The sequence below is a fragment of the Microbulbifer sp. TB1203 genome, assembly GCF_030997045.1.
GTDB lineage: Bacteria > Pseudomonadota > Gammaproteobacteria > Pseudomonadales > Cellvibrionaceae > Microbulbifer.
Genome location: NZ_CP116899.1, coordinates 5,005,601 through 5,028,395, shown reverse-complemented (window position 1 = coordinate 5,028,395; position 22,795 = coordinate 5,005,601). Strand labels below are relative to the sequence as shown.

Below are 22,795 nucleotides of genomic sequence, written 5' to 3'. Positions count from 1 at the left end.
TTTTAAAAACACCTGAAAAAAATTCTTTGTGACAACAGGGAGAGATTTTTTTGGCTGGCTGCAGAAGATCTCAAGTCTCGTCCTCATGTTCAGATCGCCATCCACAGCGCCACACCACCGACAACCAGCAGGGCGACCGCCCAAATCAAATCAAAATTGATCCACTTTTGCCGCAGTACACTCAGGCCAAGCTTGCGGTAAACAATCCAGGCGACGGCCCCCATCACCAGCAACATCGACAGGGTATGGGCACCCACCGCCAACAACATGGCCCCTCCCTCGGGCATCGCCGGATGCCCGCCGGCATGATGGGATTTCTGTTCCGCCGCCACCCCCAGCAGCGCGGGAATGACCATCAGACCGGCGCCATGGGCCGTAGCCATCAGAAATGACCACAACAACAGGTCGCGCATCCCCACCTTCATGCCGACCCAACGCGGGTGGCGATAGTAGTTGAACAGTTTGTAGATGCCGAATCCCAACAGCAGTACAGCGGTTAGCCACTGCAATCTGTGGAATGAGATCACCTGCAGTCCCGCAAGCACGATCAACACTACGGCGACAATCGCCGCGGCGTGTCCGATCGCAATGGGAAACAGTGATATCCAGATGACCCGCCCGCTGTGTTGCTGCAATCCCAGCGACAGGGCAAACAGCCAGCCCATTCCCGGGTTGAGCCCGTGAAAGGCGCCGAGGGCAATCATGACCAGCCAGGGGCTGAGTCCCTCAGGAAGGGAAACAGTATGAGTCGGTAGAAGCGTCTCCACCTTCCAGCCTTACCTGGTGTACGCGGGTTTTCCCGAAGTCGATGAAAAAATCGGGATCCAGTTCCATCCCTCCAGATGGATCGACATTCACCTTGACCATCCAGCCCGTCATCTTGTCGGGATAAAACTGGTCGTCCCAGGTGCTGTAGAGCGAATTGGTGAAATAGACCCGGCGCCCGTCGCGGCTGATCTCCACCATCTGCGGCGCACCGAGCAATTGCCTGTCCGCTTTGGGGTGCCCCTTCCTGGCGACGATTCCACCGATCTCCACCTTACCCGTGAGCCGGGGATTGAAAGGATCGGACACATCGTACTGGTGCAGCTCACCGGTGCCCCAGCAGGACACGTAGAGGAAGCGGTCGTCGAGGGAGAGATCGATATCCGACACCAGCGGCGGCACCGCCTTGAACGGCTTCAGCGCTTCGGGCAGGGGTTCCTCATCCGCCGGCACCGCGGGAATGGAAATGGTTTTCTTCATTTTCCACTCACCGCCCTCGCGATACCAGGTCCATACGGATGCGGACAGATCCTCGGTACTGATGACGACTCCGGCAAAACCGTAGTCCTTGGTCGGGTCGTGGGCCGGGCGCAGTTCCAGCAGCATCTGGTGTTCGGCGCCTATATCGATGCTCTGGGCAAGGCGTCTTTTACGCAGGTCCCAGAAATGGATGCGGTGGCCGTACTTGTTCGCCAGCAGATCCTCCGGCACCAGGCCGTTTTCAAACTGCGATGGCTTTCCCCACTCGCTGCTGATCAGCACATCTTCCGCCAAGTGCCACCAAAAGTCGTAGGCCAGTTCCTGATCGCCGCGGTGCAGCTCCCAGGGGCCGACAACACTGAAGCTGAAATGGTCCAGCATGAAAATACCGCCGGGACCTTCGTCCCCCTTGGCCGAGCCCATGGCGGAGATGTAAATCGCGTCCGGCCCGCAGTGCACTGTGTGCGGACGGCTGTAACCGGACTTGCCGATGACCTCCTCCGGCTCCAGGGTTTTTACAATGTGCGGCTGCCGGGGATCCGGCTTGGTGTCGATGATATAGATACGCGAACTGCGCAGCCCGGGCACCACCAGGTAGCGCCGCTCCAGGTGCGGATGCGGCGCAAACGGACATAGTGCCGAACTACAGGCGTTCCAGCCGAAATGATGCAGTTCGTCGCCGACATAGGGCAACTCCAGCTCGCCAACCACCTGACTGTAGGTCGCGGAATCCGGGTCCAGGTCGACCACACAGATGGCGTCGGGTTTTTCTCCACCGTCCGGATTAAGCGCCGCCACATAGGCGTGGCGCTCGGGCGGCGCCTGCATTGCCATTTTGGCCGAGGGATAGAACGACGGGTCGGGTTTCCACAGCGCCATGGAGACAAACCTCCCTGAGAAATTTGAGATAGCGAAAAATAGCGGTGAGGTTTGCAGTATAGGAACAGCTGATGATCGCTGATCGCGAGGAGAAGTCGATAGCGGGAATTGCGACGCCTTTCTTTCCGCCGAAAATTTGCAGAAGGGGCAATCAAGACTACAAAGGGCAGGCGGAATAAAATCCCGCCGTCTATAAAAATCCGGGCACAGACCTCAATGGCACTAAGTTAAGGACTCGGGCGGTCCTGCTACCGGGGGCTTTTTGCGGGACCGTTGGAGGCATGGATGCCACGCCGAGCGTACATGGAGGTATTCGCAGCGTGTCTCGCAAAAGCCATCGGCAGCAGGGTCGCCCAGTTGATTGATTACTGTGCTGCACCCTTCAGCTGCCGATCGAAGAAACTCTTGATCATGCTGTACTGGTGGATACCCGTCTGCTTGCCGCGCAGGCTGTGTTTCTTACCCGGGTAGGTCATCAATTCAAATTGTATGCCCTTGTCCTGCATCACCTTGATCAACTTGGTGGTATTGGTAAACAGCACATTGTCGTCCGCCATGCCGTGGTAGATCAGCAGTGAGCCCTTGAGGCCATCCACATAGGGAAATACCGAGGAGGCCTCATAGGCTTCGCCGTCCCTGTTGGGATTGCCCATATAGCGCTCCGTGTAGTGGGTGTCGTACAGGGACCAGTCGGTAACCGGCGCTCCGGACACCCCGGCCTTGAAATAGTCGCCGGCCTTGAACATGGTCATCAGCGCCATATAACCGCCGTAGCTGTGGCCATAGACACCGATGCGCTCCGCGTCCACATAGGGCAGTGTGCGCAGAAATTTAACTCCGGTGACCTGGTCTTCCACTTCCACCGATCCCATGCGTTTGAAGATGGGATCTTCAAACATTTTGCCGCGATTGGCGGAACCGCGATTGTCCAGGGTGAACACGATATAGCCCTGTTGCGCCATATATTGGTTAAAAGGCTTGTCCCAACTGTTGGTCACCAGCTGCACGTGGGGGCCGCCGTAGAGATAGACCATCACCGGGTATCGTTTTTTCGGGTCGAAGCCGCTGGGTTTGTACATGCGGTAGTAGAGCTTGTGGCCCTCGGGCGCATCGACAGAACCAAACTCGGGGCGGATCCAGTCCTTTTTGTATGGGAACAGCGGGTGGCCTTCCTTCACAGCGTTCTCTTCCAACCAGGTGATGCGCTCACCGCTGGCCCTGTGCAAGCTCACTTGGGGTGGGGTATCGATGCTGGAAAAGTCGTCCAGATAGCCGGAGCCATCCTGGGCAAACTCGATGCGGTGCATGCCGCGGCGGCTGGAGATCTTCTGCGGCTTCTCCGGCGTCTCGGTATGCAGGGCCGCCGCGTAGAGGTGCCGTTCCAGCGGCGTATCCATACGCCCGGTAAAGTAAACCCGGCCGTTCTTTTCGTCGACGGCGGCGAGAGCGTCGACACTCCACTCGCCCGCGCTCAGGGGGCGGATCAGTTTGCCGTCGAGATTGTACAGGTACAGATGTTTGTAGCCGCTGCGCTCGGAGGCCCAGACAAAGCGGTCGCTGTCTTCCAGGAATTTCAGGTCACTGTGCAGGTTGATCCAGGTATCGCTGTTTTCCTTAACCAGGGTGCGGGTTTTGTTGCCGACGATATCCACCAGGCGCAATTCCAGGGTCTGCTGGTCGCGGCTCTGCCACTGGTAGCTGAGCAGGTTGTCCCGCGCCCAATCCACGCGCGGAATATAGATGTCTTCGTCTTTGCCCAGATCCAGCCAGCGGGTCTCACCGGAGTCGATATCCAGCACTCCCAGTTTGATTTTCACGTTGGGGCGGCCGGCGGCGGGATAGCGCTGCCGGATCATGTCGATGCGGTCCGCATAGATTTCGCTGCGGGTCACTTCGTCCACCGGTGACTCGTCCACCTGCAGGTAGGCGATATGGCGGTCGTCCGGCGACCACCAGTAGCCGGTCATGCGGTCCATTTCCTCCTGGGCGACGAATTCCGCCATGCCGTTTTTGAGCGGCCCCTCGCCGTCGCGGGTTAGCTGGCGTTCTCTGCCAGTTTTCAGGTCGACGATAAAAATATCCTGGTCGCGGATAAAGGAAACATAGCTGCTCTTGGGCGACACACGAACGTCGGTTTCGAAGGCCTCGGTTTCCGTCAGCCGCCGCACGGATTTTTTTCCCAGATCGTAATAATAGATATCGCCGGCGAGGGGGAACAGCAGCGATTTACCGTCGTCGGACCAGGTGTACTCCATGATGCCGCTGCCGTAGATACGCTGGCGTTCACGGCGGGCCTTCTCTTCATCGGAGAGCACCTCCTCTCCCCGGTGGAGGGAATCGGAATCCACCAGCATGCGGGTCTCGCCGTCGTCGATATGGTATTCCCAGAGGTCATAGCGGTTGTAATCGGTTTCCCGCCCCTTGAGGAAAGTGACCCGGCTGCCGTCCGGAGAGTATTCCAGGGCGCGGGGCGAGGTACCGCTCAGGGCGGGATCGGAGAATATTCTCTCGATGGTGAGCTGTTCGGCAGAAGAAAAACCGGCAAAAGTGCAGCCCAGTAGAAACAGAAGCTTTCTTCTCATGGGGAATCTCGTTTTACGGTGAACGGGGGTTGAGTGTTTCGAGAGATTCTAATCCGGAGGCAAGGACGGTGCCAGCCGAGAAGGTGGCTGACGGGGCCGACATAGGGAAAGTACTAATAAGGCGGAAGGGAAGGATATACCCTTCCCTTCCGACCCGGTAGTAAGTGGGCGAACACAAGATTCGCCCCTACGGCGGCCATGGTGGCAATTGGTAAAAAATTCCCTTTCTGGGAGATTACTCTCACTGGGTTGAAATAATTTTTTATTCAACCCGCCAAAGGGAAATCTTGAAGCCCACTTAACCCCTGAGCAGGAAATCCGCATGAAAGCGCAGGTGCTGTTCGATAAAGCTGGCGATAAAGTAGTAGCTGTGATCGTAACCGGCGTGGTGCTCGACCTTCAGCGGATAGCCACTGGCTTCCGCTGCGCTCTGCAGCGCGTGGGGTTTCAATTGCTCTTCCAGAAATTCGTCCGCATTCCCCTGGGAAACCAGCATGGGAATCCGCTCCCCGGCGCGGCTTAGCAGCACCGTCGCGTCGTACTCTTCCCACAGGGATTTGTCCGCTCCCAGGTAGGCGGCAAAAGCCTTTTCTCCCCAGGGGCAGGCGATGGGATTGCAGATGGGGCTGAACGCCGAAATCGATGTGTAGCGCTCCATATTTTTCAGACCGATCACCAGCGCACCGTGCCCCCCCATGGAGTGGCCGGCGAGGGCGCGGCGGTCGTTCACCGGAAAGTGCTGTTCCACCAGTTCGGGCAGTTCTTTCAGTACATAGTCGTACATGCGGTAGTGATGCTTCCAGGGCTCCTGGGTGGCGTTGACATAAAAACCCGCACCCTGCCCCAGATCGTATCCCGGATCGTCCGGCACATCCTCGCCCCGGGGGCTGGTATCCGGGGCCACGAGCACAATGCCCAGTTCCGCAGCCATACGCTGAGCGCCGGCCTTCTGCATAAAGTTTTCATCGGTGCAGGTGAGGCCGGACAGCCAGTAGAGCACCGGGAAATTGGTATCCTTCTCGATCTGCGGCGGCAGGTAGACCGCAAAGCGCATATCGCACTGCAGGGTTTCCGAGTGGTGACAGAATTGTTTTTGCCAGCCGTCGAAAGATTTGGTGCTGCTGACAGCTTCGAGTTTCATCTGCGTCCTTCCTTATGAATCGTAGTGAATCACGCTGCGGATACTTTTTCCCTCGTGCATCAGTTCGAAGGCTTGGTTAATTTCCTCCAGGGGCATGGTGTGGGTGATAAAGTCGTCCAGCTTGAATTCCCCCGCCAGGTAGCGCTCCACATAGCCCGGCAGTTCCGAGCGCCCTTTTACACCGCCGAAAGCGGTGCCGCGCCACACGCGACCGGTTACCAGTTGAAACGGGCGGGTGCAGATTTCCTGGCCGGCACCGGCCACGCCGATAATCACCGACTCCCCCCAACCCTTGTGGCAGCATTCCAGCGCCGCGCGCATTACGTTTACGTTGCCGATACATTCGAAGGAGTAGTCCACGCCGCCGTCGGTCAGTTCGACGATCACTTCCTGAATCGGCTTGTCGTACTGCTTGGGGTTGATGCAGTCGGTGGCGCCGAGTTTGCGCGCCAGATCGAACTTGGATTCGTTGATGTCGATACCGATAATCCGCCCGGCGCCGGCCATCGTTGCCCCGATCACCGCGGATAGACCGATGCCGCCGAGGCCGAATATCGCAACCGTCGCCCCCGGCTCCACCTTCGCGGTATTCATCACCGCGCCCATGCCCGTGGTGACGCCGCAGCCCAGCAGGCACACTTCCTTCAGCGGCGCCTGGGGATTCACCTTGGCCAGGGCAATTTCCGGCAACACCGTGTATTCGGAAAATGTGGATGTGCCCATGTAGTGATAGATGGGCTGGCCGTTGATGGAAAAGCGCGTGGTGCCGTCGGGCATCAGCCCCTTGCCCTGGGTTTCGCGGATTTTCTGGCACAGGTTGGTTTTGCCGGACTTGCAGAATTTGCACTCGCCGCACTCGGGCGTGTACAGCGGAATCACATGGTCCCCCACCTGCACGCTGGTGACCCCCTCACCCACGGACTCCACGATACCGCCGCCCTCGTGGCCGAGAATGGCCGGGAAGATTCCCTCGGGGTCCTCGCCGGACAGGGTAAAGGCATCGGTGTGGCACACGCCGGTGGCCACCAGTTTGATGCGCACCTCGCCCTTCTGCGGCGGCATCACCTCGACGGTTTCGATGGAGAGCGGCTGACCGGCCTCCCAGGCCACAGCGGCCTTGCATCTGATCACCTGATCCTTCATGGAAGCTCCTTACACGTACCTTATGGCCTTTTTCGGCCACCATACCAGATTAACAATTGTTAACGCATCTTAACCCAACACCCCGCGCCGGCTGTGGTCTGATAGACAAATCCATGGAACGACGGGAATAAATAATGAGAACTCTTCTACTGGTCGCCTGCGCGGCGCTCGCCGCCGGCTGCAGCTCGGCTCCGAAGATGCCACCGGTATTTTCCGAATCCCTGATCACCGATATCAGCGAACAAGGCAACCGTTTCTTTACCTACAAGGCGACCCTGAGCATGGAGCAGCAGGGACGCGGCGGGCCCGGAGGCGGTATGGGCGGCGGCCCGGGCAGAGGCCGGGGCGGCACACCGGGCGGCATGGGCGGCGGCCCCGGCGGTACGATGGGCGGCACACCGGGCGGCGGAATGCAAAACAGGATGCGCGGCAACCCGGAAGAGACGGCAAAGGAGCGGCTGGAGGAAATCCTCGCAGAAACCCGCTACTGCCCCAACGGCTGGTTTGTGATCGAAGAGACTTTCGATAGGGGCTCTGCAGAAATTCGCGGTGAATGCAGGGCTGTTTCAAGCAAGAAGGAGACAATCAATGGGTGAAGAAAGCACCTCCATGGACCTGAGCCGCCGCCGCGCACTGGCCGCCCTGGGCGGCCTGACTGGCGCCGCAGTACTCGTTGCCTGTGGCAACAGCAGCTCATCCGGGAGCGACAGCGGCTCCACGGAATCCAGCAGCAGTTCAAGCAGCAGTAGCAGCTCGAGCAGCAGCGGCGGTACCAGCGGCACAGGTTCCTGTACGCTGATTCCCGAGGAGACCGAAGGCCCCTACCCGCTGCAGGCGGTGCTGAGCAATTCCGCCATGGTGCGCTCGGATATCACCGAGGGCAAAACCGGGGCGCCCCTCAGCCTGGCGCTGCAACTGGTGGATGTAAACAACAACTGCGCGCCCATCACCAATGCCTCCGTCTACATATGGCACTGCGACAAGGACGGCCTCTACTCCGGCTATTCACAGCCGGGTGGCGACACCCGCGGCGAGACCTTCATGCGCGGCATCCAGGATGTGGACAGCGAAGGCATGGTACTGTTCGAGACCATCTACCCCGGTTGGTATTCCGGGCGCATCACCCATATCCACTTCCAGGTGTTTCTGTACAGCAGCTCCACGGCAACAGCCACCTCGCAGATCGCCTTTCCCCAGGATATTACCCGCGAGGTCTACGATTCCGAACTCTACGCGGGCCGGGGGCAAAACACCTCGGTAACCAGTTTCTCCGAAGACAATGTGTTCAGCGACGGCACTGGCTACCAGATGGCGGAAATAGAGGGGGATTCGGAGAACGGTTATGTGGCGACACTGACCGTGGGTATAGCGGTTACTTAGTTGGCCCGAACCTTGCCTGCTTGTATCGGTAAAGAGGTAACTGCAACCAGGTAAAGGGGAGCCGAGCGATGAAAAACAACCACTGGCTGATGACTTCCGATGCTCTGACCATCCTGCGCCGGCTGCGCAGGCGACTGCAGGCGGAATTTGATATCTGCCTGCGCTTTTCCGATGACAACCTGGAGCAACAACTGGGACGGGCAAAGGCGAAATCCGCGGACAGTGAAACCCGGCAGTTGATCGGTAAGCTCGAGGAAATTCGAGGCAGGCCCTTCCTCACCGGGGATGAGGCCCCGCCCCGCCTGTACCGAGGGCAACTAATACTGAACGAGCCGCGCCAAAAGAATATCTACGAACTGATCTACGGCGAAGAGCTGGCGCGGCACGATTCGTCTCGACGACACAGGTCTTCACCCGTAAAAATGTACCGGGGCCAGAGGGTGTACCAGGACCCCCGTGGATGGCGCAAGGCCAAAACTTAATGGCACCAGGTTAGGCCTGAGCGGCCCCGCTACTTATTCCCGGCCTCAGAAGCGCAAGTTGGGGCTATCTGGCCCCACGAAACTCTCTAGGGCCTGTTCATATCCTTACAGATGACGGGTTTCCGCCGGCTCGCACCACCAGTTGTCGTTGCGGCCATCGAAATATTTTATCGGCGCCTCGATCAGCTCCCGCGGTTCCACATCGTCCAGCGCGGCGAGGTTGATGGAGACATAATCGCCGCCGATCTCTTCCACATATCCCCGCCCGAAGGGCCTGATGCCGCATCGTTTGCAGAACAAATGGTGCCCCACCCTGCCGCCGAACTGGTAGTCGCTGAGTGATGCCTCCCCCTGCAGCAGGCGAAAATCTCCCGGCGCGACGATGGCACCCCAGCCCCGCTGTTTGGTGCAGATGGAACAGTTGCACTTGCCGGTTCCGGCACTCAGATCCAGATCCACTTCAAATTGCACTTCACCGCAATGACAGCTGCCCGAGTAGGTCTTTTTCATCGTTGGGTCTCCCTGGCTCAAGGATGGAATCAATGACGGGCACACTGTAGCGGCCATTTAGGATATATTCGGCCCTAAAAGACGGAAAAAAATCTCCCAGAGGCGCAACAAAAACCCATGTCAAACCCCACCACCCGCGTACTCTACCTGCTGGAACTACTGCAGAGCCGCGGCCAGCTCAGCGGTCGCGAGCTGGCGGATCAACTGGGCGTGGACGGGCGCACCCTGCGCCGCTATATCACCACCCTCGAAGACCTGGGCATTCCCATCGTCGCGGAACGGGGCCGCTACGGCGGCTACTCGCTGGTGGCCGGCTTCAAGCTGCCGCCGATGATGTTCACCAACGAGGAGACCCTGGCCATTTCCCTGGGGCTGCTGGCGGCGCGCGAGCTGGGCGCCCGCGAGGCGGCGCCGGCGGCGGAAAGCGCGCAGGCGAAACTGGAAAGGGTGATGCCGCAGAATCTCAAACAGCGCCTGCGCGCCCTGAGAGAGACGGTCACCCTGGACTTCTCCCCCCAGGCCATCGCCGACAGCGAACTGGTCGCCACCCTCGCCGCCGCGACCCAGTCGCTGCACAGCGTGCAGTTCAGTTATCTGGACAACCGCGAACAGCAAACCCGGCGCAACTTCAACCCCTACGGCCTGGTGTTCCGCCGCGGCCGCTGGTATGCCGTGGGCCACTGCCACCTGCGCGACGCCATCCGCTCCTTCCGCCTGGACCGCATGGGGAAACTGCAGCCCCTGCAAATGCCCTTTCAGCGGCCGCGGGATTTCGACGCCGCCGACTACCTGAAGCGGAGCCTGGCGGAAATCCCCCGCGCAATCCCGGTGGAACTGCTGCTGCGCACCGATCTGCCCACCGCCAGCGCCGAACTGGACGGCCATATGGGGATACTCACCCCCATGGACGACGGCGTGCTGCTGCAAACGCGCACCGGCTGCCTCAAATGGTTTGCGCGCCAGCTGACCAGGCTGCCATTCGAGTTTTCCATCCAGCGGCCACAGGAACTGAAAGAGGAGCTGGGCGCGCTGGCGCGGGAGCTGCTCGCGATCGCCGGGGAAGCTTGAGGCGGCGGCTATACTCGCTGTTGTTACCAACGGGCACATGGAAGTCGCCTTGCGCCACACCGCTCTGCTCCTGCTGATCACCTGCCTGAGCGCCTGTTCCGGGCAGGCGGTCTTTCCCGATCCCCCGCCCAGGGCCGGCAGCTACCATTTGGACCCGCCCGCGGACGCGCCCCTGGCGCGGATCACCGGGCGCCTCACGGCCGTACACCGGGGCCTGAGTGGAGTCTACCCGGTGACCTCGGCGCAGAACGCGCTGGCGGTGCGCCTGGCAGCGATTCGCTCCGCGCGGAGCTCCATCGATATCCAGTATTTTATTTTCCGCCGCGACGAAACCGGCCTGCTGCTCACCCGCGAACTGATCGAGGCCGCCAATCGCGGGGTGCGCGTCCGCTTCCTGCTGGACGATTTCACCACCGGCGACGCGGACAGGGTGCTGGCGTTGCTCGACCTCCATCCCAATATTCAGATCCGCCTGTTCAATCCCTTTCCCCACAAAGGGCCGCGCGCACTGGAACTGCTGGCGGATTTCCCCCGCCTGCACCGGCGCATGCACAACAAATCCCTCACCGCGGACAACCGAATCAGTTTTATCGGTGGGCGCAACCTCAGCAACCAGTATTTCGGCATTGATAAGACCATCACCTTCGGCGACCTGGACCTGCTCGCCATCGGTCCGGTGGTATCGGACATCTCCCGCCAGTTCGACCTCTACTGGAACAGCCGCTACAGCTTTCCGGTCAGCTCGGTGATCGACTACCGGCCGACACTCGCCCAGCAGCAGGATTTCGTGGACGAATTGAACACGAACGCGCAGCAACTGCTGGCCAGCGACTACGGCAGGAGCCTGGAACGCTCACCGGTGATTCGCACCCTGAGTGAGGACGACGGGCTCTGGTATTGGGGGAAAACGCTGGCCGTCTACGATCCACCAGACAAGATAACGCTGGCGCCTCCGGAAGCCGGCCGCTACGCCGAGCGGGACTTGCTGTGGCGCATCAACGCCGCGAAACAGCAGCTGATCATCATCAGCCCCTATGTACTGCCCGGCCCCGATTACCTGGGACAATTGATCGCGGCGGCACAGCGGGGAGTGGAAATTCATATCCTTACCGCGTCGCTGTCGTCCAGCGATATGGTGTTGGTACATGGCGCCTACCGCAAATACCGCAAGCCGCTGCTGGAGGCGGGCATCCATCTGTACGAGATGTCCAACGCACGCAAGTATAAGCTGGACAACTGGCAGCAGGGCTCCCGCTCCCTGCTGCACGCCAAGGCGTTCGCAGTGGACAAGCAGACGCTCTACGTGGGGTCGCTCAACCTGGACCCGCGCTCCATCTACCTGAACACGGAACTGGGCCTGCTGATTGAATCACCGCAGCTGACGGGCAAAGTAGCGGAAAATTTTATCGAAAATATTCCCCACCACGCCTACCGGCTGGAACTGCGCAATGGCAGGATCTACTGGCACCGGGGGGACGGCGAGGTACTGTCCCGCGATCCCGGTGCCAGCTTGTTGCAGAGATTGGGTTCGAGAATCGGCAGCTGGCTGCCGATCGAACATCTTCTTTAGCGGTACTAGTGGTGCGCCGAAACCGAGGAGGCGAACTCGGCGGCCTGCTGGGGAGGCGCTGAGTGGGTAATATCTCCCAAGCTCAGTATACCCACCATGCGCTTCTCGCTGTTCATCACCGGCATGCGACGCAACTGGTTTTCCTCCATCTTCTGGAGAGCGGCATCCAGGTCGTCGTCCTCCCAGCACCAAGCGACTCCCTCGGTCATCACATCCCGGGCGGTCAACGAGGACAGATCACGCCCCTCCGCCACACCGCGGCAGCAGATATCGCGGTCGGTCACCATGCCGATGAGCTTGTCATTTTCACCGATCGGCACTGAGCCGATATCCTCGTCACGCAGGATCTTTGCCACTTCTGGCAAGGATGAGTCCGGAGAACACCAAGTGCACCCTTTGTGCATTGCTTGCTTGACTTTCATCACATACCTCCTACTTCAGTTATATAACCCGCAGTGTAGGGTCGGTGGCGAGCATCGCCACCTCCCCGCGGGAACACTCCCTTCCGCACCCGTCAGTGGATTTCAATGCGGTGACTGCGCGGTACCGCTTCTTCGCGCTTGGGTGCCTTCAGGGTCAGGACACCGTCTTTGAAACTTGCATCGATCTCGTCCTCACTGACATCGGAGCCGAGATTGAAGCTGCGCATGAATTTGCCGTAACGCCGCTCCTGGCGAATCACCCGGCCTTCCTTTTCCTCTTTCTCCTCGCGATGCACCTCGGCCTCCAGGGTGAGCACACCGTTTTCCAGGGTCACATTGATATCGTCGCGACTAACGCCGGGAAGTTCGGCGCTGATTTCGTAATTCTTCTTCGTCTCACGCACGTCGATACGCGGAGAGAAAAAGCCTTCCTTGCCTTCACCTATGGTGCGCACAGGGGACATAAACTGCTCGAAAATGTTGTCCAGGTCGAATAGCGATCCGCGTGGTACAAGGCTCATGTTGTAGATCTCCTACTAGTAAATGAAAAAAACCCGCACCGCGGCTCCGGCACGATTCCCCGGAAACCACGATTTAGTGTTTCGTCAATAAGTCTAGAGAAAGGGACGCCACTCGGTAGCGGGAAGATGAAAAAATTTCCTGGAGTATCTGCGCAGCGGGCGACTACGGCCGATGCCAGTTCACAGACTATTGCCTTATAAAAAACTGGCTCCTGATAACTCCCGGCTCACAGCCATTAATGGCTCCCCGGCAACAACGGTTTCAACTAGCCCGGATATTGCTGAGCGTGCAGAGATCAAGCGAGGGCGCGGCCAGCGATGGTGGGTAGCAAATTGTCACCCCGGGAATTGTTTGAAAATCATAGCGTTATACAAAAAAAAGAGCGGCGTGGTGCAATATCCGGGCTAGCATTAAGGGGAGAACAACCGAGGAAATTCTCATGGCACTTGCATGGGTAATCGTGGCCAATCAGTCCCGCGCACGCCTGTTTGAAGCCCAGAAGCGGGCCGGCGCCCTCACCGAACTGGAGACACTGATCCACCCGGAGACACGCCTCAAGGGCCGGGACATCGAGAGCGACGCCCCCGGGCGCGCCTTCGACAGCGGCGGCGAGGGGCGCCATGCCATGGGCAACTCCCCAGAACTGCACCGTCGCGCGGGGCAAACCTTCGCCCGCGAGATCGCCCACGCCCTGGAGCGGGGGCGGCAGGAGGGGCGCTACGAAAAGCTCTACATAGTGGCGGAACCGCAAATGGTGGGCAGCCTGCGCGATGCTCTCAAGCCGCCCACCCTGGCCACCATCGCCGGCGAAACCGGCAAGAACCTGGTGAGCTGCGAGGCGGAGGAGATCCGCGCGCAGTTGCCGACTTGGCTCTGACCGTTCCGCAAATATTGATTTGTACCCCGCGGATTGTAAATATGTCCCAACTATCGACTACAAGAATTACGGGACACGGCAATGCTGAGACTCTTCGAGATCAGGCGGGGCGCTATCGCCGAGCAGCCCGCCGACACGGGTGCCACTGAAAAGCAGCTCGCGGAGGCCGTATGGGTCGACCTGCAGGAGCCCCAGGAGGAAGAGCGCAAACTGTTGGAACAGCTATTGCGCACCGAGCTGCCGGAGTCTGAGGATGTGGAGGAGATCGAGGCATCGGCACGCTACTACATAGACCATGCCGGCGTTCACATACACTCCCTGTTCCTGACCCAGAGCGAGGGCCGCCACAATACCGCCAGTGTGGCCTTCATTCTGCAGCCACAGCGACTGCTCACCGTGCGCGACAGCGACCTGGCGGACTTCCGACTGCTGCGCATGCGCGCGCGGCGCGGCCAGGTGGAGGCGCACAGTGCCCAGGAGCTGTGCGTACTGGTGTTCGAGCAGAAAGTGGAAAACCTGGCGGACGCCCTGGAGGATATCCACCTCAAGTTGGGCGAGGTCAGCCACCTGGTGCTGGAGGACGAGGCCGCGGAACTGGAGGATGCCATCGATCAACTGGCCAAGCTGGAGGACAGCAACGGCAAGGTGCGCCTGTGCCTGATGGACACCCGCCGCTCCATCACCTTTTTACAGCGCCATATCAAGATCGACAACGAACTGCAGGAGACGGTGCGGGACATCATCCGCGATATCGACACCTTGATGGCCCACACTACCTTCCTGTTCGACAAGATCAACTTTCTGATGGACTCCACCCAGGGGTTTATCAATATCGAACAGACCAACATCATCAAGATGTTTTCCATCGCCGCGGTGGTCTTTCTGCCCCCCACTACCGTGGCCAGCATCTACGGAATGAACTTCGAATTTATGCCGGAGCTGAAATGGCTGCTGGGTTATCCTTTCGCTCTGGTACTGATCGTGCTGTCCGGGATAGCGCCCTACTGGTATTTCAAGAAAAAGGGGTGGTTGTGATGGAGGCGGCATAGAAGTCGTCATACTGGCGCAGGAACGTCATGCCGGACTTGATCCGGTACCGGCATCCAGTTCAGTTGTAGGATGGGCACAAATCGGCAGGATTGCCGATTTGGACGCCGCAGGCGCCCGCGAAGCGGGCGAGCGCCATGGATGGCGCGAGTCAACGGAGCGCAGCGACGTGCCCATCTTTCCGGCCTTGATGGGCACGCTACGCTTTGCCCATCCTACAAAAACTGTCCTGCCAATCCTTAACTTAGTGTTCGGCCTGTAAGAGGTCGATCACAGATTGGCGATCTCGACCATCATCGCCGTGTACATCTTCAGATTGAGGCGGAACTGCTCCTCGGTGAGGAACTCGTGCTCGGAGTGGCCGCTGTAAGCCACCCCCGGCATGGAGGGGCCGAAACTCACCGCGTTGGGCAGCAGCTTGGCATTGGTGGAGCCGCCGATGGCGACGGGGCCGGCGTCCTCCATGCCCGTATAGTGGCGAAACACCGTCAGCAACGGCTCCACATGGGGAGCGTTTTCCACCCGGTAAGGTTCTCCCAGGTCCACCTCCACTTTACCCAGCGCGATATCGCGGCGCTTCTGCCATTCACCCAATGCCTTGTGGATTTCACGGTCCAGCTGTCCGGCGCTTTTGCCGGTGGGGCGGCGCAGGTTGAGATGGGTGATCAATCCGCTGTCGTCCTTCTTGACCATGGTAACCGCCGCGGTCATCGGCCCCATAAAATCGTCCGTATAGGCGATATCGCCGAATTGCTCCGCGACGATGCCGGTACCCACCAGATCGTTCAGGTAGTGCACGGTGGTGCCGGCGGCATTGGCGGGCCACTCGTACACTTTTAGCGCGTCGGCGAGAAAGGCGATGGCGTTGATGCCGTGCTCCGGCTCGGAACTGTGGGTGGCCTTGCCCCGCGCGGTGATCTCCAGCGCGGCGTCCCGCGGCTCAAAGGTGTAGCGGACCTGCGGCTGCCCATCCGCACGGGCGCGTATTGCCCGCACCAGCTCTGGAGTGGCGTTGATCACCCTGGCGTGGGCCTCGTCCGGCACCTGGCTTCGGAAATAGCCGCCGTAGAATTCGTCCAGGTAGGGGCGGTCACTGTGCTCCACGGTTTTTGGCGCCGCGGTGACGCGCACCTCGCTCCAGCCTTTTTCCGCGGTCACCACCGGGTAGCTGGCATCGATGGTGATGTTGTACTCGGGCATGTCGTAATCCTTCAGGAAGGCCTTCAACGGCTCCCAGTCGGACTCCTCCGCCAGGTAAACCAGCAGTTCGATACGCCGCTTCATCGGCACGCCCCGGTCCTTGATCGCCTTCATCGCGTAGAGCGCGGTGGCGATGGGACCCTTGTCGTCCTCGGTGCCGCGGCCGATCAGTTTGCCCGGTTCGCTCTCGCGGTCGAGTTCGAAAGGGCTCCTGGCCCATTTGGAGGGATCCGCCGGCTGCACGTCGCCGTGGGTGACGATGCCGATTTTCCGCTCCCCTTCACCCAGGGCGACCACCACCACATGGCCGTGATCCTGATACTCCAGGCCCAACTCCCCCGCCTTGTCGCGCAGGGCCCGCTTGAAGCCGGTAAATTCCCGGTTTTTCTCAAACGCCAGGTCCTCCCGGGCGACGGTCTGGAAACGCACCAGTTCCGCCAGGGTCCCGGTCATCGCCGGCTCGTACTTTCGCACTGCGTAGTCGGCGGTATCGCGGGCCTCCCGGGACACATCGGCCGCGGCGGCCCCAGTGGCCAGAGACGCGATCAACAACAGCAAAAACCGCGAGACAGGGGAATAGCGTTTCACAGCCGGCTCCTTTTTCAAATTATTGAAATCGGATTCTACTCGCCACCTGTGGATAAATCCTGCGCCGGCAACACTGGTCGTCGCGGTTCCATGGCCCTCCGTCTCAACTGCTAAAATAAGCATGAAAAGCGCCACGCCGGGAAACCGCCAATGGGACAGACAACTTTCCACCGCAGACAGTGGCTGAGCATACAACAGGCGGTAAACCACCTGAGCGCCGTGGCGGAGGAACCGCTGACCAGCGCGGATCTCGCCGACCTGGCCGAGGACTATCAACTGGATCTCTACTGGTACCGCCCCGGCCAATTGCTCACTTATACCGACGGCCGCGGTACCCGCGAACTGGATAAGCCCCTGCGCCTGTGCCCGGAAAACCACAGCGACTGGCAGGCGATCGCAGGCATTTTGCGCCACCGCCCCGCCCTGCCCGCCTACGAACAGGACACCCCACTGCTGGAAGATGCGGAGGGCAACCGCCTGCGTATCACCTTCGAGCGGAGTCAGCGCCCCGAGCCTTTCAGCAGTCGTTGGTATCCCACTTTTGCCGAGCTGGTGGTGAAGCGCAGCCAGTTGGAACAACTGGAGCCGCAGATATTCTCCCCCCAGGAAACGGATAGTGAACTTAAACCACACCTGCTGCTCAATATGATCTGGGAGCTGGAACAACTGGCCTTGGACGGCTCGAAGCCGGGGCTCTCCCCCGCCCGGTTGGCAAGGGAACTGGCGCGCCGCAACGGGGATATCGACCGCAGTGCCGCGGAACGGGTACTGGCGGCGGCGGAGCGGGAGGGGGCGCGGCAGGCGTACTGATCCGCTTTTCCCTTGGTGGGAACGGCTCCCGGGACCGCGGAGCTCCGGCTCCGCACGCGGGCCGAAGGCTCGCCCCTCTCCCCCAGCCCCTCTCCCGCGGGCGGGAGAGGGGAGCAGGTACAAAAATCGGCTATCCTGCCAATTTTTGATTCGCCACTTCCTTGTGGCTCACCCTCCGGGCGCCTTCGGCGCCGAAATTGGCTATCCTGCCAATTTTTCGATAGGTTCGTTCAGGTTTTTTTACTGTTCCATTGCTTCGGAGTTTTTATAATGGGCGCTTCCGGACAATAGGGGGAATGTCGTGCCAGCCAAAAACAGCAACACGGAATACGGGTGGGTGGCCATTGCCCTGCACTGGTCGATGGCTCCCGCCATTATCGGGATGTTCGCCCTGGGCTGGTGGATGCGCCAACTATCCTACTACGACCCCTGGTACCGCCAGGGTCCGGAACTGCACAAGGGCATAGGCATCATCCTGCTGGGGCTGCTGCTGGTGCGCCTGGCCTGGAAATTCATGAACCCCAGTCCGGCGGCGGAGGCCGGAACCCCACGCTGGCAGGAAACACTGGCGCGCCTGGCTCACAGTGTCATCTATCTGTTGCTGCTGGCGATCATGTTATCCGGTTACCTGATTTCCACCGCCGACGGCCGTCCCATCGACGTGTTCGGCCTGTTCGAAGTGCCGGCGACGATCCGCGGCATCGAGAGTCAGGAGGACATTGCCGGGCTGGTGCACGAGGTGCTCGCCTGGAGCCTGATGGCCCTGGTGGCCCTGCACGCGCTGGCGGCACTGAAACACCACTTTATCGACCGCGACGCCACCCTGCGCAAAATGCTTGGGCGCGGTGCCGCAATCACCAACTCCAACCCCAACCCCGCAACCGCAAAATAAAGGGAGCAACCAATGAAAAAACTCACCGCACTGCTGTTTGCCGCGCTGATCGGCACGACCGCCCAGGCCGCGGATTACAAGATCGATACCAGCGGCGCCCATGCATTTGTCCAGTTCCGCATCAAGCACCTGGGTTACAGCTGGCTGTACGGCCGCTTCGACAAATTCGACGGCTCCTTCTCCTACGACGAAGAAAACCCGCAATCCTCTTCCGTAGAGGTGAAAATCGATACCACCAGCCTCGACAGCAACCACGCCGAACGCGACAAGCACCTGCGCGGCTCCGATTTCCTCAACGTCGCCAAATTCCCCACCGCGACCTTCAAGAGCACCGCCTTTAAGCCCCTGGGCGACGGCAAGGCCGAACTGACCGGCGACCTGACCCTGCGCGGCGTCACCAAGGAAATCACCATCGATGTGACCAACATCGGCGGCGGCAAGGACCCCTGGGGCGGCGAGCGCCAGGGTTTCAGCGGCACCACAGAGTTCAAGCTGAAGGACTTCGGTATCGACTATGATCTGGGACCGGCGTCACAGACCGTGGAAATGATTTTGGATGTGGAAGGCGTTAAGATTTAATAATGAATGCGGAATGATGAATGCGGAATGTGGTCAACTCCTTGATTCCGCATTCCGCATTCCGCATTCCGCATTCCGCATTCCGCATTCCGCATTCCGCATTCCGCATTCATGAAGTGCGTCCCTGCACTTCACCCGCTTCGCGGGCAGCCTTCGGCTGTGCAAATCTGCTCCCGGCAGATTTGTCCACCCTAGGCCCCGACGCTCGATAATTTCGCCGGAGCGGACAGGCCGCAGAGCCGACCCACGCCGTATACCAACCAGGCGCTCACCACCGCCGGCAAAACTTCGAAGATGGTCGCATTGAGCCCGGACATGCGCCAGCCAATGGCCACCGCGCTAGCCACCAGTACCATCGCGATGGTCAGCGACTCCCGGGGTCGCCCGCCCAGCGCATAGACCACCAATAGACCACCAAAGGCAGAGCCCAGCACGCCCCAGGCGAACAGCACCAGGTTGAATACATTCTCCTTGGCGAACAGGGCGATCAGCAGAGAAGCCCCCACCACCACCAGTGTGGCGACGCGGGCGGTGCTGTAGCCGTGCCAGCGCGAGGGCATCAGGTCCCGGGACAGACAGGCGCTACAGCTTAGTATCAGCGAATCCACAGTGGAAATGGTGGCCGCAAAGAGCCCCGCCAACACCAGGCCGGTGGCCGCCGGATGCAGCAGCACCTCCGCCATCACCGGCAGGGCCAGTTCCGCGTCCAGCTCACCGCCACTCATCACCAGGGACGGGCCCACCGCGCCCAGGTCCATCAGCAGGCGCGCCATCATGCCCACACCCACCGCCAGGATGTAGAAGGCCACGAACCAAAGATAGTAGTAGATGCGCGCCCGGCGAATGCTTTTCACATCATTGCAGGCCATAAAGCGCACCATCACATGGGGCTGACCGATCACCGCCGCCCCGGCAAAGGTCCAGCCAATCAGGAACAGCAGGGCACCGTTCCAACCGCTGACAGCGGATTCGACGGGGAAAAACTGAAAGAAACTGGGCGAAACCTCGTGCAGACCGGTCCAGGCCGGCTGCCAACCACCGACGGTGGACACCGCCGCAACCAGCATCACCGCCATTGCGACGATCATCACCACCGATTGTGCGGCGTCGGTCCACACCGAGGCCCGCAAGCCGCCGGAAAAACCGTAACAGAGCACCATCACCGCGCCGATAACCGCGCCGGTGCGCAGATCCCAGCCAAACAGGGCCTGCAGGGCCTTGCCGCCGGCCTTAAACTGGGCGGCAGCGTAAACGCCCAGCAAAGCCACGGCGATCAGTGCGGTCACCACCTTGAGGAGCTGGAAATTTTCCCCGCCCCAGCGGGACAACAGCTCAGGGATGGTGAGGGTGCCGCGCTGCTCGGTCATTTGCCGCACCTTGCGCGTCACCATGGTAGCGGCCATCCAGTCCCCCAGAATCCAACCCACCATCATGGTGAACGCCGGCAAACCGGTGGCGTAGGTGTAGCCGATCACCCCGATGAACATAAAGCCGGAATTATTGGTGGCCACCGCGGAAAGACCGGTGAGCGAAGGCGGCACGGAACTGCCGGCGAGCAGGTAGTCGGACTGTTTCTTGGAGCGGACCAGCACCGACGAAAAGCCAATCAGGAGAAACATCAACAGGAAACCGAGAAAACTGGCAAGCAGCATGGGATAGCGACCCCGCAGGTTAAACCTTCCTCCGCCCCCCGGAAACACAGGGGCCGGGCAAAGGCTTTAATTATTTTTTAGAAACCTCGTATCTCCGCGTCAGGATACCAGCTAAGGAACCGCTGAATACGGCGAAGGCCGGAGCCCAGAGAAATCGCCGTGTTCTGGATTCCGGCCTTCGCCGGAATGACGATATTCAGAGGCTTCCCAAGACGTGGAATATCTCAAGCCGCGCATATTGCATCGCCGTGTTCATAAACCTCCACCAGCGCGTGGTGCAGGCTTTTCACTGCGACTTCATAATCGCTTTCATTCACCACAAACTGCATATCCACCTGGCGCATGGACTGGTGCACCGCAAGGATACTGATACCGGATTGCGCCAGCGCCGCCACCGCGCGCGAGAGCATACCGGGCACCTTCATATCGCTGCCGATTGCGGAGACCACTGCCACCTTGCGCACCTGGATATCGCAGTCCGGATACTGCTCGCAGATAGCGCTGCGAATACGCTTTACAGTTTTCAGGTTGTTGGCCAGAAAATGCGTAATGGTATTGGCGTTGGTGTCCTTGGTAACCACGCTGCCTTTAAAGCGCCCGATGATTTCGTTGATGGTGCGATCATAGGCCGTCATACTGCCCATCATGTCCTGGTCGAAACATTCCACCGCATAGATATTCTTGCGCCCGGCAATAATCTCCACGCAGGGGGTTTCGCTGACATAGTCGCCGGTCACCAGGGTGCCGCGGTGTTCCGGCTCAAAGGTGTTCATCACCCGCAGCGGGATTTCCTGCTGACGCAGCCCTTTGGCAGCGCGGGGGTGGATGGCTTCCATACCCAGGTTGGCCAGTTGGTCCGCCACGTCGTAGTTGGTGCGGCCGATGGGCACCGCCTGATTTTCCCCCACCAGGCGCGGGTCGGCGCTACTCAGGTGGTATTCCTTGTGAATGATCGCCTCGCGCGCACCGGTGATCACCGCGATGCGGCTGAAGGTCATCTCGCTGTAGCCGCGGGCGAAGGTTTTCATCAGTCCCTCGCGCGTATGTGCATAGCCGGTGACAATGGGCAGTTCCCTGGCGAGATCGATATCGCGGAAGGCGCGCTCGATGCGCTCGTCCAGGGTCAAGTGATCGCTGTCCCGCCAGCCGGTGAGGTCGACGAAGCGCGCCTCGATGCCCTCCTGGCGCAACAGCTGTGCCGTGTTCCAGGCGCTGTGCGTCTCACCCAGGCTGGCGAGCATCTCGCTGACGGTATCAAGATGGCCCTCGAGGGCAAAGTGACCGTGCTGGCAGAGCCGCTCCAGATCCGCAAGGCAGCGCTGCGTGTCTTCCAGGCGCTCGCCGATAAACTCATTGGCCTTGTCGCGCAGCGCCGGATCTTCAAACAGCGCGGCGTTGATTTCGCCCATGCGCTCGCGCAGGCCGTGCACGGCTTCCGACCAGCTGCGCTCCTCCTCGGCACCGGCAAACAGGGCGAAGACACCCGGGCGCCCGGATTTCTTGTGTTCCAGCAGCATGTCGGTGATGCCGCCGTAGGCGGAGACCACGAAGATACGCTGGTAAACCCCCTCGCGATCCGCCCGGCCGTTCTTGAGAATGATGTTGTCGCGAACTGCGGCATAGTCACTCATGGACGTGCCGCCGATTTTTTCCACCGTGTGTAGTTTCATGGTTTCCCTGTCGATGTCGTTTCGAACTCTATTGTCGAACCGCGCCGCCAGCGGGCGACCCGGCCTATACAACATCTGTCATTTTTTGTCGGAGATTTCTTCTGCTTCCAGTTCGTAGGCGCCGCTGGCATTGTGTACTTCCTTGCCGTGCAACGGCGGGTTGAAGACACAGGCCATCTTCATTTCCGTTTTGGCGCGCAGGATATGCTTGTCGTTTTTATCCAGGATATAGATAGTGCCCGGCTGGATGGGGTAGACCACACCATCCGCCACCGTCTCCACCTCGCCCTCGCCGGAAATGCAGTACACCGATTCCAGGTGGTTCTGGTAATGCAGGTTCAGCTCGGCACCTTCATAAATGGTGGTGATATGGAAGGAGAACCCCATATTGTCGTTTTTCAGCAGCAGCCGCGTGCTCTCCCAACCTTCGGAAACCACACGGCGGGCTGTTTTTTCTGCGTCCTGTAAATTCCTGACAATCATTACTACTCTCTCACAAGCTCAAAAAGTTATTAAAAGGCCCAATAAGCACGGCC

General features: G+C 60.0%; 22 protein-coding genes. 10 read left to right on the top strand and 12 right to left on the bottom strand.

Annotated elements, in window-relative coordinates; translation table 11 throughout:
- Positions 1–89 precede the first annotated feature (89 nt).
- The 5 genes from PP263_RS21310 to PP263_RS21290 form a co-directional block, all read right to left on the bottom strand.
- Positions 90–704 carry a hypothetical protein gene (locus tag PP263_RS21310; RefSeq protein WP_308366097.1) on the bottom strand — a complete coding sequence of 205 codons (615 nt, stop codon included), beginning with the start codon at positions 702–704 and terminating at the stop codon, positions 90–92.
- Positions 705–726: 22 nt separating this feature from the next.
- Positions 727–2,124: a selenium-binding family protein gene (locus tag PP263_RS21305; protein WP_308366095.1), complete on the bottom strand. Its 1,398-nt coding sequence runs from the start codon at positions 2,122–2,124 to the stop codon at positions 727–729.
- A 365-nt stretch (positions 2,125–2,489) separates the two neighbouring features.
- Positions 2,490–4,706, bottom strand: a complete 2,217-nt coding sequence (locus tag PP263_RS21300) for a S9 family peptidase (protein ID WP_308366094.1) — start codon at positions 4,704–4,706, stop codon at positions 2,490–2,492.
- Positions 4,707–5,004: 298 nt separating this feature from the next.
- Positions 5,005–5,847, bottom strand: coding sequence for an S-formylglutathione hydrolase (gene fghA, locus PP263_RS21295; RefSeq protein ID WP_308366093.1), 843 nt, complete (start codon positions 5,845–5,847; stop codon positions 5,005–5,007).
- A 12-nt stretch (positions 5,848–5,859) separates the two neighbouring features.
- The gene (locus PP263_RS21290; RefSeq protein ID WP_308368654.1) at positions 5,860–6,978 is read right to left on the bottom strand and encodes an S-(hydroxymethyl)glutathione dehydrogenase/class III alcohol dehydrogenase; all 1,119 of its coding nucleotides are present in this window, start codon (positions 6,976–6,978) and stop codon (positions 5,860–5,862) included.
- Positions 6,979–7,124: 146 nt separating this feature from the next.
- Here PP263_RS21290 and PP263_RS21285 point away from each other — a divergent pair, with 146 nt between their 5' ends.
- The 3 genes from PP263_RS21285 to PP263_RS21275 all read left to right on the top strand — a co-directional run bounded on the left by PP263_RS21285 (position 7,125) and on the right by PP263_RS21275 (position 8,852).
- On the top strand, positions 7,125–7,586 hold the full coding sequence (locus PP263_RS21285; protein ID WP_308366091.1) for a hypothetical protein: 462 nt from the start codon (positions 7,125–7,127) through the stop codon (positions 7,584–7,586).
- On the top strand, positions 7,579–8,370 hold the full coding sequence (locus tag PP263_RS21280; protein ID WP_308366090.1) for an intradiol ring-cleavage dioxygenase: 792 nt from the start codon (positions 7,579–7,581) through the stop codon (positions 8,368–8,370). Before PP263_RS21285 ends, PP263_RS21280 begins: the two co-directional genes overlap by 8 nt.
- Before the next feature lie 68 nt (positions 8,371–8,438).
- Positions 8,439–8,852, top strand: a complete 414-nt coding sequence (locus tag PP263_RS21275; protein WP_308366089.1) for a hypothetical protein — start codon at positions 8,439–8,441, stop codon at positions 8,850–8,852.
- A gap of 105 nt (positions 8,853–8,957) precedes the next feature.
- On the opposite strand, the gene PP263_RS21270 is transcribed toward PP263_RS21275, so the two are convergent.
- Positions 8,958–9,362 (bottom strand): GFA family protein, encoded by a 405-nt coding sequence (locus tag PP263_RS21270; RefSeq protein ID WP_308366087.1) that lies wholly within the window; start codon positions 9,360–9,362, stop codon positions 8,958–8,960.
- A 117-nt stretch (positions 9,363–9,479) separates the two neighbouring features.
- On the opposite strand from PP263_RS21270, the gene PP263_RS21265 reads away from it, so the two are divergent.
- Together PP263_RS21265 and PP263_RS21260 are read left to right on the top strand one after the other, a co-directional pair.
- The gene (locus tag PP263_RS21265) at positions 9,480–10,430 is read left to right on the top strand and encodes a YafY family protein (protein WP_308366086.1); all 951 of its coding nucleotides are present in this window, start codon (positions 9,480–9,482) and stop codon (positions 10,428–10,430) included.
- A 49-nt stretch (positions 10,431–10,479) separates the two neighbouring features.
- Positions 10,480–12,000 carry a phospholipase D family protein gene (locus PP263_RS21260; protein ID WP_308366085.1) on the top strand — a complete coding sequence of 507 codons (1,521 nt, stop codon included), beginning with the start codon at positions 10,480–10,482 and terminating at the stop codon, positions 11,998–12,000.
- Positions 12,001–12,005: 5 nt separating this feature from the next.
- Here the strand turns inward: PP263_RS21260 and PP263_RS21255 are convergent, their stop codons facing one another.
- Positions 12,006–12,404: a CBS domain-containing protein gene (locus PP263_RS21255; RefSeq protein WP_308368653.1), complete on the bottom strand. Its 399-nt coding sequence runs from the start codon at positions 12,402–12,404 to the stop codon at positions 12,006–12,008.
- Positions 12,405–12,514: 110 nt separating this feature from the next.
- Positions 12,515–12,943 carry an Hsp20/alpha crystallin family protein gene (locus PP263_RS21250; protein WP_308366084.1) on the bottom strand — a complete coding sequence of 143 codons (429 nt, stop codon included), beginning with the start codon at positions 12,941–12,943 and terminating at the stop codon, positions 12,515–12,517.
- Positions 12,944–13,383: 440 nt separating this feature from the next.
- Between PP263_RS21250 and PP263_RS21245 the strand changes: the two genes are divergently transcribed.
- A complete protein-coding gene (locus tag PP263_RS21245) occupies positions 13,384–13,821 on the top strand; it encodes a host attachment protein (protein WP_308366082.1) in 438 nt (145 codons plus the stop codon).
- An 81-nt stretch (positions 13,822–13,902) separates the two neighbouring features.
- Positions 13,903–14,856 carry a magnesium/cobalt transporter CorA gene (gene corA, locus PP263_RS21240; protein WP_308366081.1) on the top strand — a complete coding sequence of 318 codons (954 nt, stop codon included), beginning with the start codon at positions 13,903–13,905 and terminating at the stop codon, positions 14,854–14,856.
- Positions 14,857–15,138: 282 nt separating this feature from the next.
- On the opposite strand, the gene PP263_RS21235 is transcribed toward corA, so the two are convergent.
- The gene (locus PP263_RS21235; protein WP_308366079.1) at positions 15,139–16,656 is read right to left on the bottom strand and encodes a dipeptidase; all 1,518 of its coding nucleotides are present in this window, start codon (positions 16,654–16,656) and stop codon (positions 15,139–15,141) included.
- Positions 16,657–16,806: 150 nt separating this feature from the next.
- Between PP263_RS21235 and PP263_RS21230 the strand changes: the two genes are divergently transcribed.
- From PP263_RS21230 to PP263_RS21220, 3 genes are all read left to right on the top strand, one after another.
- Positions 16,807–17,466: a hypothetical protein gene (locus PP263_RS21230; protein WP_308366077.1), complete on the top strand. Its 660-nt coding sequence runs from the start codon at positions 16,807–16,809 to the stop codon at positions 17,464–17,466.
- 301 nt (positions 17,467–17,767) lie between these two features.
- Entirely contained in the window at positions 17,768–18,358 is a 591-nt protein-coding gene (locus PP263_RS21225; RefSeq protein ID WP_308366075.1) for a cytochrome b, read from the top strand.
- A gap of 12 nt (positions 18,359–18,370) precedes the next feature.
- Positions 18,371–18,937 (top strand): YceI family protein, encoded by a 567-nt coding sequence (locus tag PP263_RS21220; RefSeq protein WP_308366073.1) that lies wholly within the window; start codon positions 18,371–18,373, stop codon positions 18,935–18,937.
- 191 nt (positions 18,938–19,128) lie between these two features.
- On the opposite strand, the gene PP263_RS21215 is transcribed toward PP263_RS21220, so the two are convergent.
- The 3 genes from PP263_RS21215 to PP263_RS21205 form a co-directional block, all read right to left on the bottom strand.
- A complete protein-coding gene (locus PP263_RS21215) occupies positions 19,129–20,589 on the bottom strand; it encodes a sodium/proline symporter (RefSeq protein WP_308366072.1) in 1,461 nt (486 codons plus the stop codon).
- A 224-nt stretch (positions 20,590–20,813) separates the two neighbouring features.
- On the bottom strand, positions 20,814–22,259 hold the full coding sequence (locus tag PP263_RS21210) for an aspartate kinase (protein WP_308366071.1): 1,446 nt from the start codon (positions 22,257–22,259) through the stop codon (positions 20,814–20,816).
- Between the two features lie 78 nt (positions 22,260–22,337).
- Positions 22,338–22,742, bottom strand: coding sequence for an ectoine synthase (locus PP263_RS21205; RefSeq protein WP_308366070.1), 405 nt, complete (start codon positions 22,740–22,742; stop codon positions 22,338–22,340).
- Positions 22,743–22,795: the final 53 nt, after the last annotated feature.